Raw genomic sequence first — 16,743 nt, 5'->3', positions numbered from 1 at the left:
GGCAACCTGTAACAGCCGCTCACCACAAGCAACTAACAGGAGTAGTTACTATGGCTAAGGCACATTCTAAGTCAGACGTCACCGTTAATAAAGCAGCCAAAACAGAGCGTTACTATACCGTGGGATACGCGTCGCACAACGGTAAGCCCAACCCGCCCTCCGCCATCAACCTTAAAGGCCGCTGGCTGGAGGAGTCGGGGTTCATCACCGGAATGCCCGTCACCGTCACGGTGGAGCGCGGCAGGATTATTATTGAGACGCAGATTAATCTGTAGCGGCTGACCAACTGCTAAAAATAAAAATCCGGAAGGATCGTGTGATCGCTTCCGGCTTTTTATCATAGCGAATTAATTATCAAGGTACACTGAAGGCCCCATAAATTGAATATGCTTGCATTTTAATGATAGTTTAAATCCATCGCTAACAAAATTGACATACCTTACACCATTAATAATCTCAATATTTGCTGAAGCATTTATTTTTGTTAATATACCTATTATTTCTAAATCACTAACTTTTCCACAATTAATTCCACACCTACACTTATTGTACCTCCCCCATTTAGGTGGAGCTTGGTCTGGAAGTTGATCAAGCAAATCAAAATTTATGATTACAGAAGGACCATCTCTATTTATAGAGATATCAAATAAATCAACATTAGATATTTTTACCGAGCCGGAAAAAACTTTATTTAGTAGATAGGTCCCATCCAGTTCATTCCAGTTAATTATTTTACTTTCAGAATCCATAATGGCCTCTCGTACCAGGAACCTTACCTGTCCTTGTGTTAGTGCTTGGTCGAACATTAAAGTGTGGCCCCTGATCACCGACACCATTTTCACCATAATAATGTCCGGCAGAATGATCCTGAATTATTATTTTAGAACCATCTTCTCGAGAGAATTGATATTCTCTCGTCCAAATCGGCTTACCATCTGCCCCCAATACTGATTCGCCATCTGAATCAGTCATTCGAACTTGGTTGTACTGTCCCATTTGGCCAGTTTTCTCATTAAACACCTTGTCAGGCTGTTGGCTCATTGGTATACCGGCATCACGTTTAGCCCCTCTAAACGCCTCATTCCTTGATTTAAAGTCCGGCTGTTTACACCCCGACTCAGTCAACCCCAGTGGATCAACCCACTCCAGCGGATTATGAACGTAGGCTTGAGGTCGGATACCCCCCAACAGCCCTATCGGGTCCGGCGACAGGTACTGTCCGCTCTCCGCATCATAATAACGATGCCGGTTGTAGTAAAGCCCCGTTTCTGCGTCATACAACTGCCCCTGATAGCGCAGTTCACAGTACACTTCCTCGTTCGCCGCATCCCCCAGATAACGCCGCAGCGGGATAGGCCGCCGCTCTTCCCGGTGTGCGCCCCACAGCGCCTGTTCACCGCGCCAGCGAACTTCACCCTCCTCGCTGCACAGCTCCCGCGCCGTCCCCGTCAGGTCCGTCACGATGTAGTGCAGTTGCGTGCTCCCGCCCCGCGCCTCCACCTGCGCCAGCGGTCTGAAGCTCCCCGGCTCATACACCCACTGCACTTCCCGCGCCGCTGAACCGTCCGCAAGGTACTGCTGCTGGCCGATTAGCTGGTCGCCGTCCCACCGGTACGCCACCCGCGCTACCGCCTGCGCCGAGGGGAGTTGTCCCTCACGCACCTTGTTCATTCGGCGACCAAACGCGTCGTAACGATAACGCCACCGCGTTCCGTCCGGCAGGCTCACCCGCACCAGACGGTCCTGCACGTCCCACTCAAGGCGCGTTTCCTTCGGCCTGAACCCCGGACGCGCTTCACGTTTCACCGCCAGACGCCCGCAGTCGTCATACCGGTACTGCGTATAACCCCGTTCGACCACCCGGCCCGCCGCATCGTACCTTGCCGATGCCTGCACCACCGCGTCCTGCGCCTTCAGCGTTTCCACCGGCCCCGGCGCTATCTGCGACACCTCGCACAGGTTCTGCTCGCTGTCGTAACCAAACAGCCGCGCCTGACGCCGCCGTCCCGCATCACGGCGCTCCGCCGTCACCTGACCCGCCCCGTTCAGCCGAAACGCCTGTTCCCCCCAGTGGCTGTCGCTGATGCCCGTCAGACGGTCCAGCACATCGTACTGGTAACGGCGCTCCAGCACGTCATTCACCCGCCCGTCCGCCCCTTCCAGCGCCTGACACTGTAACAGCCCCGTCGGGCTCCATTCATGCCGTAATGCAAACCCGCTGCCGTTGCTGCGCCGCTGCTCTTCCCCCGCCGCCGTATGGCTGAACTGCAACGGCTGGTGTGAACCAATCCCCAGCGACGACAGTCGTCCCGACTGCCACGCCAGTTGCAGCGGCGCCAGAATCCCCGCCACCACCGCACGCTGACCGCCCGCGTCGTAACCACTCTGCACCGCCTCGCCGTTCACCGTTTCCGACGTCACCTGCCCCGCCCGGTTATAGGCGTACTCCACCACCGCATCCGGGCTGGCGGCTTTGATTAACCGCCCCGCCGCGTCATACGTCAGTTCAGTGATGCCCTCGACGTCCCCGTCCGCCTTTCGCGCGGTGATACGCATTATCCGCCCTGCCGCATCATGCTCATAGTGCAGCGCGCTGCCATCCGGCGCCGTGCGCTGCACCAGACGGTCTGCCACATCGTACTGATACCGGTACACCCGACCGTCGTAATGCCGCTCTTCACTCAGTCGTCCGCTGTGGTCAAAGCCGTACGTCCAGTCTCGTCCCTGACTGTTCGTCACCCCGGCGAACTCCGCTTCCGCGTTATAGTGGTAGCGTACCGTCGCCCCCAGCGGGTCCGTCGCTTCCAGCAGGTTATCGAACGCACCATAGCGGAACTGGTAACGCTGGCCCAGCGCATCCGTCACCGCCGTCAGGTTTCCTTCCACATCGTAACCAAACCGCGTCTCGCTGCCGTCTTCATACACCACTTTTGACGGCGACTCGCGCACGCCGTCATACTCCCAGCGCCGAACCTGTACACCCGCCTCATGCCTGATATGCCGCTCCGTCAGGCGGTCAAAATCGTCGTACAGAAACATCACCGGGGGCGCATTATCCCGCTCAAGGCGGGTCAGCAGGCCACGACGATTATAGTGGTAACGCTGTAATACGCCGTCCGGGCCAATCACCGTCGCCAGTTGTCCCGACGCATGATAGCGGTACAGCCATTCGCGCCCTTCCGGGTCGTTCACCTCCACCACCTGCCCGGCGGCATTACGCTGGTAACGCCACTCGCTACCCAATGGATCGGTATAGGCCAGCAACTGCCCGTTGTCGTCATAAGTGTATTGATGCGTCGCGCCGTCAGGCAGGGTAACGTTGGTCACCTGTCCCCAGTCATTACGCTGATACACCGTGCGACCACCCAACGGGTCGGTCTCCGCCATCAGTTGGTTATCCACCCACTCGAACCGGGTTTCACCACCATCGGGTGTACGCTTTAATAGAATATTATTACGCTCATCACGCACATAACTGAAGACTCCGCCAAACCCGCTGTGGTAATGGCTGGTCAGGTAATCATCGTCATATTCAAAGTGCCCCGGCCAGTAGCCTTCCGAGGTTCTGTCCCGTATTACACGACCTTTTTTATCGTAGTCGTGTTCAACCCAGGTCGAACCTAAATCCGACCAGCGCAGCAGCCAGCCTTCCGGCGAGTAACGATAATCAAAGTTTCGCCCCTCATCCGCCCGTACGCTCAGCAAATATCCGTTCTTGTCATAGGTATAGTTAACCAGTTTTCTCAAAGGGTTGCGATGAGCATCACATAACGTTAAACAAGTGATATGTTGGCGACGAGTTTCCACATGAATCAAGCGGTTATCCGGCAAAGCTACCCAACGTAACACGCCAAACTCCCAAATCAGCGAAATCTGGTTATTCTGACGATCTTCTATGGATGTTAGGCATAATTCCTTCCCTCTAGCATGCTCAAACCGATAGTGCAAACCACCGTCATCTTGCAAAATCAACCGTCCCTGTTGGCGGGTCAATCGCCACTGCGGGTTAGACGGTGAACGAGCACATTCCCCCTCAACAGGCAAAACAAATATCGCCTGATTGAACTCACCGTCAATTAATGTCACCACACCTTCTTCAAGTGTCAGGCTAATATCCCAGTTACTACGCCATAATGATCCTAATAAACCAGGTCTTCGCTCACCACCAGACCGGTAATAGCGTTTCATCGCCAGCGGTAAAATACCTGCTAGTTGAAAATCAGTACGCCACTCCACCATAAACCCTGTAGCCATATCGACGGGTTCACCTTTACTTTGGCATTTATTTGATGTAGAGCAGTTTTTTCCATCTGCGATGCTAGCCGTAGATGACGTATGGCCGGGCGTGCCATCAACGTCTGATGGAGTTTTATCCGCTACCTTAATTTCAGGTTTTGTCGCTTTTCCTAGACCTACAGCTGACCCGGGTTTTTTGGTAATAATTTTCCCAATAAACGTATTAACTTTCAGGATGATTTCATCAACAATTTCTTTAAATTTATCAATGAGTTTTTTAATGACATCACAAATCGCAGAAAAACTATCTTTTGCAAATGCAATAATCCAACTTTTTGCTGAACTTGTGGCATTGTTTACCGTCAGTTCAATAGCCGTAATGATTTTATTGAGCAGAACTATAGCTTCTTTAGCTTCTTTATTAATTTTTTCGGCGAAGTCCATTAACCATCGAACAATATTACCATTAGATAGATTTCTGATTTCACGAACAGCCAGTTGAACGGCTTGATTATCCAACGCATTTTTTTCTAATGCTTTCATTGCGCGGAAAACAGATTTACCTGCAATTTTTAGCGCATGCCCAGGACCTGGAATAACACCTACAATATTCAGTGCGCCTTCAGCAAGGAAGTAGTTATCCTCCAGATTATCTGGTTTTTTATAGGCGGCCCAACACCACTCACCAATAAAATAAACATCGGGTGCCTGACCAACCACGGGTATAAAACCGAGAATAATTTGACAAAGTAGCAAAACTGCTGTTTCTGTTGTCTGATCGGCGACCTCTGCCGACAAGCTATGATGAATTTTATTAATTGCCCGCTTAAATTCACGATCCCCTGCATTAATCTGCTTTTTTAATGTCTGAAAACGGTCATAGGCTAGTTGATATTTATCTTCGACACTAGAAAAAAATCGTCCACTCCATGTACTATCATCAACATTAACTTCATCATAACGTTCACTGTCCTCAACGTCGTACGCTACAATCCCTTTTTCATGCAGTAGTAAATAAAGGGTAAAATACTCTCCTGCTAGCGCAGCATACGCGGGATTGGCTTGAAGTACTGGATTATTTTCTACTGTATAAGGGGCATCAAACTCATCAGAGCCTTCCTGAATATCAAGTTGATAAGTACTGCACGCCATATTTTGGACTTTAAAGTACCCATTTTCATCCGTTTGCCCATCCGTTTTATTCCCTTTGCTATCGGTTAAAACAAAAGGAGCATTTGGTACAGGATCTCCTGACGAGTAGACATATTGAACAAAGGTTTCACACTGACATTCTTTACACCCACCTTGAATGATTTTATCCGTTGAAAACTCTCTTTCCGCAGCGGCACTACTTTGGTGTAATGATTCCTGTTTATCCTGACTCATGAAATGACGTCCTTTTTTATTTTATGCTTCATCCAGATGGTCAATGGCTGCCTGATACAGGCGATCCATGCGGCTTTGCGTGCCGATGTATTCCGGCTGTACCAGAATGTTTTGTGCCCAAGCCTGATGAATGAATTCCGGTGAGAGTTCCGTCGATAATGCCAGCCAGCGTACGATATCGCGGTCGTTGTTAAAGCCGTTGATCTTCGCCTGTTCCGCCTGCTGATGAGTAAATGTCCATAGCGCATCGTCAGGCGAGTGTTGCCAACGGGTGTGATAAGTACGCAGATGCGCCATATAACGTTCCAAATGATGATATTCGGAAGGTGCCATAATCGCCTGCCACTGTTCCTCACTTAATTGACGCGGTAGGGTATCTGGTATCGTATGCGGTTCACGGGCGGTGAGATTTAAAGCGCGCACGCTTCCGTCTGGCGAAATATCGCAAAAGCTGGCTATCGGGCCATAGAGCGCACAGGCTTCTGGTGCGGAACTGGCGGATAACAATTGTTTCACCACCTGCCAGTCGCTCATGCGCAGAATGGCATTCTCTCCGGACGGTGAGGCGACCAGGCTCCATTGCCGTAGGTGCTTCGTGACCTCAATCAGTTGATCGAGCGGAGAATATGCTTGCATAAACCACGCCAGCTGCAACCCCATTCCCCAGCCGGGCTGGGTGACAAGGTGTTCTTTCACCTGTGACCAGTTGGCGGCGTGTACCGGGATGCAATAGGGCGATACCGAAGCATGCACGCGCCCTGCTTCTCCCCAGTACAAGCGCGTCTGCTCCAGGCTTCCTCCCCAGCGTTCGGCCAGCCAGGGGACGGCATCATTCATCGCGGCTTCAGCAATCACAAAACAACCGCCCTGCGCGATACGCGTTTGCCACATAGTGTCCTCTTCCGGCAGCAGTTCAAGAAAAGGTTGCGATAGACTCACAGCGTGACCTCCGTTATGTCAGGTAGCTCTCCCCGCATCCAACCGGGGCGGTGATAATGAATGCGCACACTGTCAATACGCTCAGGTTCAGATTTAAAAATCCGCAGACTGTCCGCAATTGAATAGTGTTCAGTGAGATGAATAAATAGCGGATGTAAATAGAATTCACTGCCAAGTACCCAGCGGTGAGCCGACCAGGCTTCACATTCCGCTTCACTGGCGTTGGGATAATATTGCTTCGCTAATGCAATACCGTTAATAAAACTCGCTTTGACTATGTCGATATCCAACGGAAAAACACATTTCGCGCTGACAAAAAGAAAGAGTTCATTCGCTAAGCGGTGTAATCGATTGTCATTAGCGAGAAGATAATATTGATAATGCGTTAAATGAATTTGGTACGTTTTATCAATCTTGTGCTTATTTTCATCTTTAACGTCTCGCAGCGCGAATAGCTGATATTCTCCACGTTCGCTCTTTACCAGAGGCAAATACAGATGATTAAGCGGACCAAGGAAATCGATTTGCGCGGCATGGTCCAGAGTTGACAACCAGACCGATAAAACCTCTGGCGCATAGCTGCGAAACAGCGCTCGCGTGCCATCGGGCCAGATGCAGAAAATTCGCTGCTGCCAAAAATCAACAACCTGTTGTAATGTCAGTGCGCCATGCATGAGGACCACGCCGCCATGCCGCGCCGGCTGCGTATCCATCAGCCAGTGCAATAATGTTTCTCCCGGCTTTCCTTCTTCAATTTTTACCACGATAGGCGCCCATTGCTGCCAGTTTTCGGCCTCTTCGCCAAAACGCAACGGCTGCCATATATCCTCTGCCACCGGTTGAAAGGCCTGCCAATAGTCGGGTAATGCGGGATAACTTAGCGGTGAGATAATCGCATACAAAGGCACATCAAACTGGCTGATTTCAAACAGGGTATAACCGTTTGTCACCATTGCTATTTGCCTGTCTATAAATGAGATAATTTTTAATACGATGCACGTGTATTCATCGCCACAGCAACGACCCGATAATCATGCGGATTGTCGGGTAGGAAAGTGCTATTTATGTTTAGGCACGTAATGAATAATAAAAAGACGAATCGAAAAGAAATTACAGCGGCAGCGCTTTTTCCCGGCGCTCCCTGACTTCTGCCGGCGACAGCGGTGGGAATGTCACGCCGCGATCCAGCAGCAGCTGTTTTACCTTCAGCGCCCAGGGATAATGGGGCGATTTAGTGGACATAAGGGATAAACTGTCTTCAACGGTAAACGCGAGATTACTGCCTGTTTCATCATGAATATTGCTATCTGCGCCCTGTTCTATCAGCCAATAGACGATTTCATATTTATTCAGATAAGCCGCATAGTGAGCACTATTTCTCTTAGAACCATCGAGTAAATTCAAATCAGCGCCCCGCTCTACAAGCAGTTTGATATCGGCCCAACGCTCCTCACCAATAGCACTGAATATTGCCGGTTGGCCACGACGCCCAATCGTATTCGGATCGCCACCTGCATCGAGAATAATGCGCAGCCAGTCTGGATCTTTGGCACCCGCCACGGAATTGACCGCACTATCGCCAAATCCATCTTTATAATTCGGGTCGACACCCAGTTTCAGCGCCAGTTGAACCGCTTTTTTATCCTGCGTCTCATAAATCAACCACAGCAGCGGCGTAACACCTTCTTTCCCGTGAATATTCAGGTTAACGCCCTGTGACAGCTGATGACGAGCTGTTGCCCCATCCCCTTTTTGAATACGCTGTAATACCGCCACCACGGGGGGCTCAAAAAGTTCACTCGCCTGCATACTGTGTCCTCCTGCCTGACAGGCGGTCAATAGTGGCAGGCTGACCAGCAGCCGATGCCACCATCTCAAAAGGTCTCTCCTTTTTCCCGACGCTCCCTGACTTCTGCCGGCGACAGCGGCGGGAATGTCACACCGCGATCCAGCAGCAACTGTTTTACCTTCAGCGCCCAGGGATAATGGGGCGATTTAGGGGACATAAGGGATAAACTGTCTTCAACGGTAAACGCGAGATTGCTGCCCGTCTCATCGTAAATATTGATATCTGCGCCCTGTTCTATCAGCCAATAGACGATTTCATATTTATTCAGATAAGCCGCATAGTGAGCACTGTTCACTTTGGAACTGTCAACTAAGTCCAAATCAGCGCCCCACTCTACAAGCAGTTTGATATCGGCCCAACGTTCCTCACCAATAGCACTGAATATTGCTGGCTGATCGAGGCGTCCAATCGCATTCGGATCGCCCCCCGCATCCAGAATAATGCGCAGCCAGTCAGGATCCTTCACTCCAGATACCCGGTTCACCGCACTATCGCCAGAGCCATCTTTATAATTCGGGTCTGCCCCTAGTTTCAGCGCCAGCTTGACCGCTTTTTTATCCTGCGTCCCATAAATCAGCCATAGCAGCGGCGTAATACCTTCCTTTCCCTGAATATTCAGGTTAACGCCCTGCGACAGCTGATGACGAGCTGCTGATTCATCACCTTTTTGAATGCTTTCCAGCACCGCCACCACGGGGGGCTCAAAAAGTTCACTCGCCTGCATACTGTGTCCTCCTGCCTGACAGGCGCTTAAAAATCCCAACGTGATGACGCACAACCATTTTATCCCCGCCGACCATTGCATTATTTTCCCCTGAATGTATTGGTTATCTGCCTGATATCGTCCTTTTTCTGGCTCTCGATCCCGGAAATAACCTGATCCATACCGTGACGCGCAAGCGGTGAACCGCCAACCGCCGGCAGCCCCATCATTTTTCCACTAGCTTTCGGCAGCGCCCCACCGAGTAGCGTTGCCGCACCAATAACTCCACCAATGGCCGCGCCGGTAGATCCCCCCACCAATGCGCCCGCCCCTGATAATAATCCGGGAATCAAGGCCTTGCCATAGGTTTGCGCCATGGTTAGTACCTCACCATCCACCGCCTGCGTGGTGATCAGCGAGGCGGTTTTTGCCAAATCAGCTCCGCCAGCACGCTGCACGGTATTAGTGTGCAGCCCCGCCGCATTAAAGGTATAGCCCGTTAATCCCGTGGCGCCAACGCTAGCCGATGCCAAACCGCCCCCCAATGAATGCCCGACAATGACCGGTGGTGTAGAAAGGACTTTTTTTACCCGTTTTGCCAAATACATGGCCTGATTATATTGAGACGTCTCCAGCCCCATGGATTGTCCCGCATTGGTTAACCAGTCTTTAGCCCCCGTCACCGCATTATTGGTTCCCCGGTAAGCCAGCATCGTTTCGCCGTTAATGGCTGATTTAAACAACGCAGAACCAAACCCTGAATCAGGGTCCATAAATTTTGCATCTTTAAGGCCAGGTAACTGGCTCGTATCCAGAATATCCAGCCCAACCGGTGCCTTAGGCAACTTATCAAGCACGCCGCGTCGGAATTCATCTACCGGATAAACATACTGAGCCGCCTCGGCGCGTAAGATACTGTCATTATTAAACGCCAGACGCTTTGCCGCATCGACTAATCCCGGCAGCGTTGCCGCTTCAGTAGCTAGCTTAGCACGCGCCAGATAGCGCGCTTGACGCTGAGCGATAGTGAGCATGTCATCAAGAACGGGCAGCTCGGCGGCCGAAGCCCATTCCATTAACGTCGGCAACAGCATCGGCGTCAATGCCAACAGAGGCGCGCGATTTTTTGCCGCCTGCTCGGCACACGATTTTACCGGGGACTGATAAGGCGAGTCGCCGATGATGACATTCCCACTGCCAGCGGCGACCGAGCCGCCGCAACCGATCGCATCACCAATACGCGCCGCCAGTTTTCCGTTGATAATGACCGTACCGGACCCCGCGGATATCGCGCGATCGTGTACGCCGTGAGGCATATTCGGACAGGGGCAGGCGTGCAGCAACACCGCGTCGCCCTTGCGGGCCGCCGGTTTGCCATTGATGATGACATCACCGCTGCCTGCAATAATCGGGGTGGCAGGGAAACAGCCGTGACCCGCGCAGCTATCCCCTAAACGTGCAGCACCTGGCATGGTTCCTCCTTAACGTCTGTCTGGCGCATCCGGCAGCGTGGGCTTCGTGGGATCTTCTGGCGTAATCGATACCGGTGCGGTCCCGACGCCAGCCGCGCCGCCGTCGTTGATTTTCACAATCGTTCCGGAGATCGTAACGCCTGCGCTATCAATCTTGATAAAACCGCCAGGCGCTTTGATGGTCAGCGCCTGTCCCGCTTCCAGCACAATATCCGCCGCTTTCAGGTAGCTGTCCGTATTGACCAGAATCCGCTGGTGCGCGCCAATTAACGTCTCTTCAGAGCCGGACATGGTGGTCTGGCGACTCCCTTCAATACGGGTAATCTCACCCCCGCCAATGAAGCGCTTGAACGATGAACCGATCTTCTGAATAAAGTTCCGGCCAATTTCCTGGTGGTGATCCTGACCGATCTGTTCAAAATCATCCTTGCCTATCGTCCGGTGACGGTGGCGCTCGACACGCTGGAACTGATCCTGCGCCACGCTGAGGTGTTGATCGCGCCCTACGCTCTGTCGGTGGATGTTGTTGATGACGCCATCCATATCTTTCTGTGCATGATAATAAATCTGTTCGCGCGTCGCTTCATCCTCAAAGCGCAATTCATTGAAACCATTGCCTTTATGGGTATCGGTACGCAGCGTCGTGCGCGTTTTATGCGCCGGTAAAACATAGGGCGTCGGGTTGGTGGCATGGAAGGTCCTGCCCGTCACAATCGGCTGATCCGGGTCGCCTTCGAGGAAGCTCACAATCACTTCATGGCCGATGCGCGGAATGGCGATCAGCCCATACTGACCGCCCGCCCAGCCCTGACTCACCCGCACCCAGCACGAGCTCTGGTCGTTGCTGGCGCCGTAACGATCCCACGGGAATTGCAGCTTCACCCGCCCGAACTGGTCGCAATAAATCTCTTCACCCGCCGGGCCGACCACCGTGGCGATCTGCGGGCCATCCACCATCGGCTTGTAAGGCATAGCCGTGCGCCAGGTCGTTTTGCCGCTGATGACCTCGAAACTGTTGCTGTAGGTGGTCGGCTCGCCGCCGCTCTCCTCCTCCAGCGCCTGCGGCTGCTGCCCGACATGCGTCACGCTCACCGTCTGCCAGAGTGCGTTCAGCGCGGCATTGGGGTGTTCGGTAAGCTGGAACGTGCTGCCCGGCATCAGTCCCGCACAGTTCGATTCCCCTTCTCCCGTCATGGCGCCCGCGCGCAGCGCATCCAGCCGATAGCCGCTGAACGCCTTGCCGCTCGGGTCCTGTTTATAGCGCCCCGGGTAGTCGTAATGCTGATAGCTTTCGCGCTGGTGCTCCAGCTCGCCGCTCATCTTCTTGTGCGACAGCCCGTAAGCCGGCGTCCTGAAGCAGTAGTCTTTCAGCTCCACCTCCGCGGTGCTCACCCGCTCGGCGTAGTGGAAACGGCGCACGTATTCGCCTTCGCTCAGCCCCTGCGTGGCGAGATTGAAGAACAGCTCCGGGCCTTTGGTCAGAGCGCCCGCATCGTCGGCAAACACCACCCGGTGTTTGCCCTCCTCGTATTCGTGGAAGAAATACATCCCCTCTTCGGCGGCCAGCCGGGTGACAAACGCCAGGTCGCTTTCCCGGTACTGCACGCAGTATTCGCGTTGGGCGTGGTCATGACGCAGCGCAAAGGCGTAGTCGGTGATGCCGGCCTCCTCCAGCAGCGCGGCGATAATCGCCTGCGGTTGCTGCGCCTGAAAGATGCGGGCATTGGTGCGTAACCCTAAGCGCCACAGTGCCGGACGCACCTCCGCCTGATAGCGGGTACGGCGAAAACCGGTATTGCCCTGCGTGAAGGCGCTGACAATCCCGCTCACCCGGCGTTTCAGCTCTCCTTCGTACCACACCCGCAGCTCGCACGGCTGGTCCAGCACCGCGCCAAAATCCACATCCGGCAGCGCGCTGGCCAGACTCAGCGACAGACTGAAGGGTCGGTTCAGCCCCTCGTCCAGCCTGAAATCCACTACCGCGAAGGTGCTCTCGGGCAGCGAGCCCATCTTCACGGTGAACTGTAGTCCCGTACTGTTTGCCACCTGTCCTCTCCTTCTTGCTGTGCTGCGACCATGGCTACCGCACGTCCCCACTCCCCGGAGCGGTACGTCGCTATCCTGATAAATAAATTTGTTCAGCTGTGGTCTGGGTCTGCCCACATCACAGCCGCGCTGGCGAAACACGCAGAAAACCCGGCACAGGGCCGGGTTGGATAAAGCCTGAATTACGCTTCGACCGGCGCACGCCAGTCGTCGGAGCCGGAGGTGCCAGCCACGGTGTGCTCCCAGTCGATTTTGCGGTAGGCCAGAGAGACTTCAACCAGCTGGGTGTAGTCCAGTTTGGATGGGTCCTGACAGTGCGGCATCCGGCAGTCGATATCCACAATGGTGGCATCGGTCAGGATGGTGGAGAAGAAATGCTCCTGTTTGCCTTCCACCGAGGTGCGATACCATTTCAGGGTCACGGTCGGCAGCATTTCGCCGGTGGACAGCGCGTTATACAGCAGCGGCACGGCCTTGTTCAGCGCCACGGTGAACTTGAACGGCTTGTGCACGCGCTGGCCGGACGGCTGACCGGACTGCGGGTCGGTCGGTACGGTAACCACGTGTTTGAATTCCTGTACCAGCATTTCGTCTTCGTGGCCCTGCACGTAGATGTTGCCGACAGAGTCAGAGGTGAAGGCACCAGCGGTAATGTTGCCCTGCGTTTTTCCTTCGATGCTGATATAGCATGGAGTTGGCATAGTCTTGCTCCTTGTTGTTAAAACGGATGAATAATTGCGTTGATTACATAGCAACATTCATGCCAAAGCATAAATCATTGTTTTCATTGTGATTTTTCTTAACAAAAACCACACCTAAGTCAAATTTGAGCAAAAAATTGCGCAAACCTCGTGAAAAAACGGCATTTATTGCGTAAAAAGTGATTTATGCCAGAAAGTGAGCAAGAAATTGCGCAGAATGCGCAGTTATGCTGAAAGTTTGAGTTAAAGACAAAAAAACACAAACGATTTAACGTTCAAAATAATGAGCTTGATAGGTATAAACGATAAAACGTAGTCACCCTCTTCTTTTTGATAAGAGCAAGTGATGACTCACTTACATTCACCCGCTTATTTTGTGTCGCAAAGCCCCTCCGTCGCGAGGGCCACTGTAACCCCTCTTCCTCCCGAAAAGGTTGGTTTAAGATTGGCAAAAAATAAGCGGGTGAGGCCGTCGCCAAACCCGCTTGTTTGCTCCTGCGATATTCTTAATTTACGCAGAATCACTCTGTCTTACCGGATGACCAGTACATTGCCAGTCGTTGCCCCGCTTTAATTTCATCGGGCTGCATGATCGCCTCCAGATCGTCACGGGCGTGAATGGCTTCTTTCATCCCCTCCGTGGCCGCCATGGAATACCAGGCGTAAGCATGTATACGGTTGCGTGATGCGCCCAGCCCATCCTGACGCATCACGCCCATACGATACTGCGCCATGCGGTTTCCGTCATTTGCCGCCAGACGGTACTGCTTTATCGCCTCAACATAATCTTCTTTCCCACCCAGCCCCAGACGCAACATCTCGCCATAGGCGAATCGGGACTCGGTATCGCCCGCCGAGGCGGCTTTAGCATATTCTTCACGCGCACGCGTCAACTCGTTCGCCTTAAGCAACCGCTCTCCCAGTTCACGCTGTGCATGAACATACCCGGCAGAGGACGCGAGAACCAGATAGTGTTCGCGTTTCTCCTGGCTTGTCTGCATCTGGCTGAGCAAATAATACGCCTCGCCCGACCCGCCGGCGGCAGCTCGCTCCAGCCAGTAACGCATTTTTTGTTCATCCCACGGTAAGCGCTTACCTTCGCGGTACGCCTTAGCGAGCCATAGCTGCGCTTCGGCGTCACCAGATGACGCAGCTTTTTGATACCAGTGCAACGCATTCTCGCCGTCTTCGTGCCGGGCCATCCATAGTTGCGCCTGTGCCTGCCCCAGCGTTGCGGCACGGAAATACCAGCGTTCAGCCAGATCGCGGCGGATTGCCACGCCTTTCCCCTGTTCATAGCGCTGCGCCAGATGGTACTGCGCATCCCGATTATCTTGTTCAGACGCCTTTTGCAACCAAACTACTGATTCTTCATCCCCTCCGGCACGCGTCGCATACCACTGAGCCACCACCAACTGCGCGGGGGAATAGCCGTTATCCGCTGCGGATTCAAACGCATCCAGACAGCTCGCCACCAGTTTCCCCTGATGCTGAATCTGACAATCCATACCAAGCCGGTATCCCGCTTCGCCATTTCCCAACTTCGCGGAGGTTGTCCACCATTGGCGGGCAAAAGCGCGGTTTCTGGGCGCTCCTAATCCGGCCTGATACCAATCCCCAACCTGAAGCGCGGCGGCGGCCCGAATTTCCCGGCTACCGGAGAACCCAGACTGGTCCGCCGCTTTCTGCATCCACTGCATCGCTTCGGTATACTGCTCGCGCTTAGCCAGCGTCTTTGCCAGTTGATATTGTGCTTCACCGTTTCCCCGGTTCGCTGACGCCGCTAAGTCTGCTTCAGACAGCGACGTAACCGGCGCCTGACATGACGCCAGCCAGTACGCCGACAGGAATACCAATAATGTTCTGTATTTCATCATGTGCCCACTGCCCGTCGTTATTCATCACTGCCGTTTGCCAAACGGCGTTTACATCGTGCTCGTCAGTTCGCGGCATCGTCCTGCTGTAAACGATACAAACGAATATTGAAGGCGCGCAGCTCATCCTCCATACCGCGCAGCTCTGCGGACGTCAGCGGCTGGTTCTTCATCTTGCGCGCTTCGAGTTCACGCAATCGAATCCCAAGCGGCACATCCGCTATCAGATCCTTTTGCATGTCGTAGAGCTTTGATTTCAGGTAGGAAATCGTTACCGTCCGGTGCTGGCGCTCCAGATCCAGCAATTGCTGTAACGTGTCGCTGACTTTGGCGCGAGCCTGCTCATAGCCCCTCGTTTTCGGCTCATCGTCTTGCTGGCGTTCCAGATAACGCTGCCATTGGCGCGCCATCTCCTTCACAGCCAGCGAATCGGGATAGAGTTGTTGCATGACATTTTTCAACCCATCGCCGTATTGATACAGGTAAAACGGTGACACATTTTTTACCTGTTCCAACTGAGCCTGATAGCGATTGATCAATTCGCCTTCCATGCCCTGCAACGTCTGCTCGCCCAGCGCAATACGCACCTGACGAATATCGTTATGATCGGGCGCCGTCGGCAGCGTGTAGGTCGGCTGTTGCAGTAGCGCCAGCGCGTCTGCTTTCTGTCCCTGCCAATACTGCCAGCCCGTCACGGCGGCGACGGGCAGCGCACAGGTCAGCAGCCCGGCGACAAACCAGAACCAGGCGGGCTTTTGCTTTTTGTGCGCCTCTATTTTCAATACCGTCGGCTTCACTTGCCCTTTCTCCCGTCCGACAAGAATACTGCCCGCAGGCAATGCCGCCTGGCCGGTACCTGATGGCGCGCCACTTGGCGCTGCCGCATCGGGATCCCTATCTGATTGGAAGAACACCATGGGCGGAATCTGCATATCCTGCTTTTTCAATTCCTGATCGTCCGACACAATGACAATCTCGGTTTCATCAAAAAGGTGGGTATAGCCTTCGACAAAGTGCAGCAGATTCTCGACGCGTGGAATTCGGCTCAAGCCTGAGTTATGCAGCTTCTCACTCATCAGTTGCAGTGCGCGTTCGCAACGATAGACCAACCGCTTGTGTTCATGGCTAATGGCATATTGTCGAATAACCTCGCTGACACGGGCGATAAACCAGTCCAGCATTTCGATACGCGCCCGCTCCTGATGCACCGGCGGCCAGAGGTTATCCCACTGCGTTACGATCAGATTCGCCAAAAACTCACAGCTTTCCGTAAAACCGTTCAAACCGGCCAGACGTGAACGCGCCAGCGCGAAGTAAATGGCGGTCTGGAGATCGACCCCCTGTTTTTCGAAAATGGTGGTCGCCATGTCATGCACCAGCGTCCAATCGACCTCCGGGCGGGAAGCATGGCTCAGCTTATTAATTTCCGCCCGCAACGTATCAAACTCAGGCAAAATCCGTGGATCCCGGCCAACTTTCAGGGCCTGTTGTGCATCTTGCATGTCACATCATCCGGCAAGAGGGAGCCTGCACAGGC

Annotated in this window: 12 protein-coding genes; 1 reads left to right on the top strand and 11 read right to left on the bottom strand. The window is 53.4% G+C overall.

What is annotated here, in order from left to right; translation table 11 throughout:
- The first annotated feature begins 50 nt into the window (after positions 1-50).
- Positions 51-275 carry a SymE family type I addiction module toxin gene (locus EDC54_RS17010; RefSeq protein WP_132459154.1) on the top strand — a complete coding sequence of 75 codons (225 nt, stop codon included), beginning with the start codon at positions 51-53 and terminating at the stop codon, positions 273-275.
- Between the two features lie 72 nt (positions 276-347).
- Here EDC54_RS17010 and EDC54_RS17005 read toward each other — a convergent pair whose 3' ends face one another.
- From EDC54_RS17005 to EDC54_RS16955, 11 genes are all read right to left on the bottom strand, one after another.
- Positions 348-749 carry an Imm50 family immunity protein gene (locus tag EDC54_RS17005; protein ID WP_132459151.1) on the bottom strand — a complete coding sequence of 134 codons (402 nt, stop codon included), beginning with the start codon at positions 747-749 and terminating at the stop codon, positions 348-350.
- Positions 739-5,622, bottom strand: coding sequence for an HNH/endonuclease VII fold putative polymorphic toxin (locus EDC54_RS17000; protein WP_132459148.1), 4,884 nt, complete (start codon positions 5,620-5,622; stop codon positions 739-741). The genes EDC54_RS17005 and EDC54_RS17000 overlap by 11 nt, the downstream gene beginning before the upstream one ends.
- Before the next feature lie 21 nt (positions 5,623-5,643).
- Positions 5,644-6,561 carry a DUF4123 domain-containing protein gene (locus EDC54_RS16995; protein ID WP_132459145.1) on the bottom strand — a complete coding sequence of 306 codons (918 nt, stop codon included), beginning with the start codon at positions 6,559-6,561 and terminating at the stop codon, positions 5,644-5,646.
- Positions 6,558-7,514 (bottom strand): DUF4123 domain-containing protein, encoded by a 957-nt coding sequence (locus EDC54_RS16990; RefSeq protein ID WP_132459142.1) that lies wholly within the window; start codon positions 7,512-7,514, stop codon positions 6,558-6,560. The genes EDC54_RS16995 and EDC54_RS16990 overlap by 4 nt, the downstream gene beginning before the upstream one ends.
- Before the next feature lie 157 nt (positions 7,515-7,671).
- Entirely contained in the window at positions 7,672-8,370 is a 699-nt protein-coding gene (locus tag EDC54_RS16985; RefSeq protein ID WP_132459163.1) for an ankyrin repeat domain-containing protein, read from the bottom strand.
- Between the two features lie 65 nt (positions 8,371-8,435).
- The gene (locus EDC54_RS16980) at positions 8,436-9,134 is read right to left on the bottom strand and encodes an ankyrin repeat domain-containing protein (protein WP_132459160.1); all 699 of its coding nucleotides are present in this window, start codon (positions 9,132-9,134) and stop codon (positions 8,436-8,438) included.
- Between the two features lie 80 nt (positions 9,135-9,214).
- Positions 9,215-10,585 carry a PAAR domain-containing protein gene (locus EDC54_RS16975; RefSeq protein WP_132459139.1) on the bottom strand — a complete coding sequence of 457 codons (1,371 nt, stop codon included), beginning with the start codon at positions 10,583-10,585 and terminating at the stop codon, positions 9,215-9,217.
- Between the two features lie 9 nt (positions 10,586-10,594).
- The gene (locus EDC54_RS16970) at positions 10,595-12,631 is read right to left on the bottom strand and encodes a type VI secretion system Vgr family protein (RefSeq protein WP_132459136.1); all 2,037 of its coding nucleotides are present in this window, start codon (positions 12,629-12,631) and stop codon (positions 10,595-10,597) included.
- A 182-nt stretch (positions 12,632-12,813) separates the two neighbouring features.
- A complete protein-coding gene (locus tag EDC54_RS16965; RefSeq protein WP_132459133.1) occupies positions 12,814-13,332 on the bottom strand; it encodes an Hcp family type VI secretion system effector in 519 nt (172 codons plus the stop codon).
- Positions 13,333-13,853: 521 nt separating this feature from the next.
- Positions 13,854-15,209, bottom strand: coding sequence for a tetratricopeptide repeat protein (locus EDC54_RS16960; protein ID WP_132459130.1), 1,356 nt, complete (start codon positions 15,207-15,209; stop codon positions 13,854-13,856).
- Positions 15,210-15,271: 62 nt separating this feature from the next.
- Positions 15,272-16,708, bottom strand: coding sequence for a VasL domain-containing protein (locus tag EDC54_RS16955; RefSeq protein ID WP_132459127.1), 1,437 nt, complete (start codon positions 16,706-16,708; stop codon positions 15,272-15,274).
- Between the last annotated feature and the right edge of the window lie 35 nt (positions 16,709-16,743).

The sequence above is a fragment of the Samsonia erythrinae genome (genome assembly GCF_004342665.1).
GTDB lineage: Bacteria > Pseudomonadota > Gammaproteobacteria > Enterobacterales > Enterobacteriaceae > Samsonia > Samsonia erythrinae.
This window is presented reverse-complemented; position numbering and strand designations above follow the sequence as displayed.

Coding starts and splice junctions, on each gene's coding strand:
- EDC54_RS17010 (WP_132459154.1), top strand. CDS start 51: ATGGCTAAGGCACATTCTAAGTCAGACGTCACCGTTAATAAAGCAGCC.
- EDC54_RS17005 (WP_132459151.1), bottom strand. CDS start 749: ATGGATTCTGAAAGTAAAATAATTAACTGGAATGAACTGGATGGGACC.
- EDC54_RS17000 (WP_132459148.1), bottom strand. CDS start 5,622: ATGAGTCAGGATAAACAGGAATCATTACACCAAAGTAGTGCCGCTGCG.
- EDC54_RS16990 (WP_132459142.1), bottom strand. CDS start 7,514: ATGGTGACAAACGGTTATACCCTGTTTGAAATCAGCCAGTTTGATGTG.
- EDC54_RS16985 (WP_132459163.1), bottom strand. CDS start 8,370: ATGCAGGCGAGTGAACTTTTTGAGCCCCCCGTGGTGGCGGTATTACAG.
- EDC54_RS16980 (WP_132459160.1), bottom strand. CDS start 9,134: ATGCAGGCGAGTGAACTTTTTGAGCCCCCCGTGGTGGCGGTGCTGGAA.
- EDC54_RS16975 (WP_132459139.1), bottom strand. CDS start 10,585: ATGCCAGGTGCTGCACGTTTAGGGGATAGCTGCGCGGGTCACGGCTGT.
- EDC54_RS16965 (WP_132459133.1), bottom strand. CDS start 13,332: ATGCCAACTCCATGCTATATCAGCATCGAAGGAAAAACGCAGGGCAAC.
- EDC54_RS16960 (WP_132459130.1), bottom strand. CDS start 15,209: ATGATGAAATACAGAACATTATTGGTATTCCTGTCGGCGTACTGGCTG.
- EDC54_RS16955 (WP_132459127.1), bottom strand. CDS start 16,708: ATGCAAGATGCACAACAGGCCCTGAAAGTTGGCCGGGATCCACGGATT.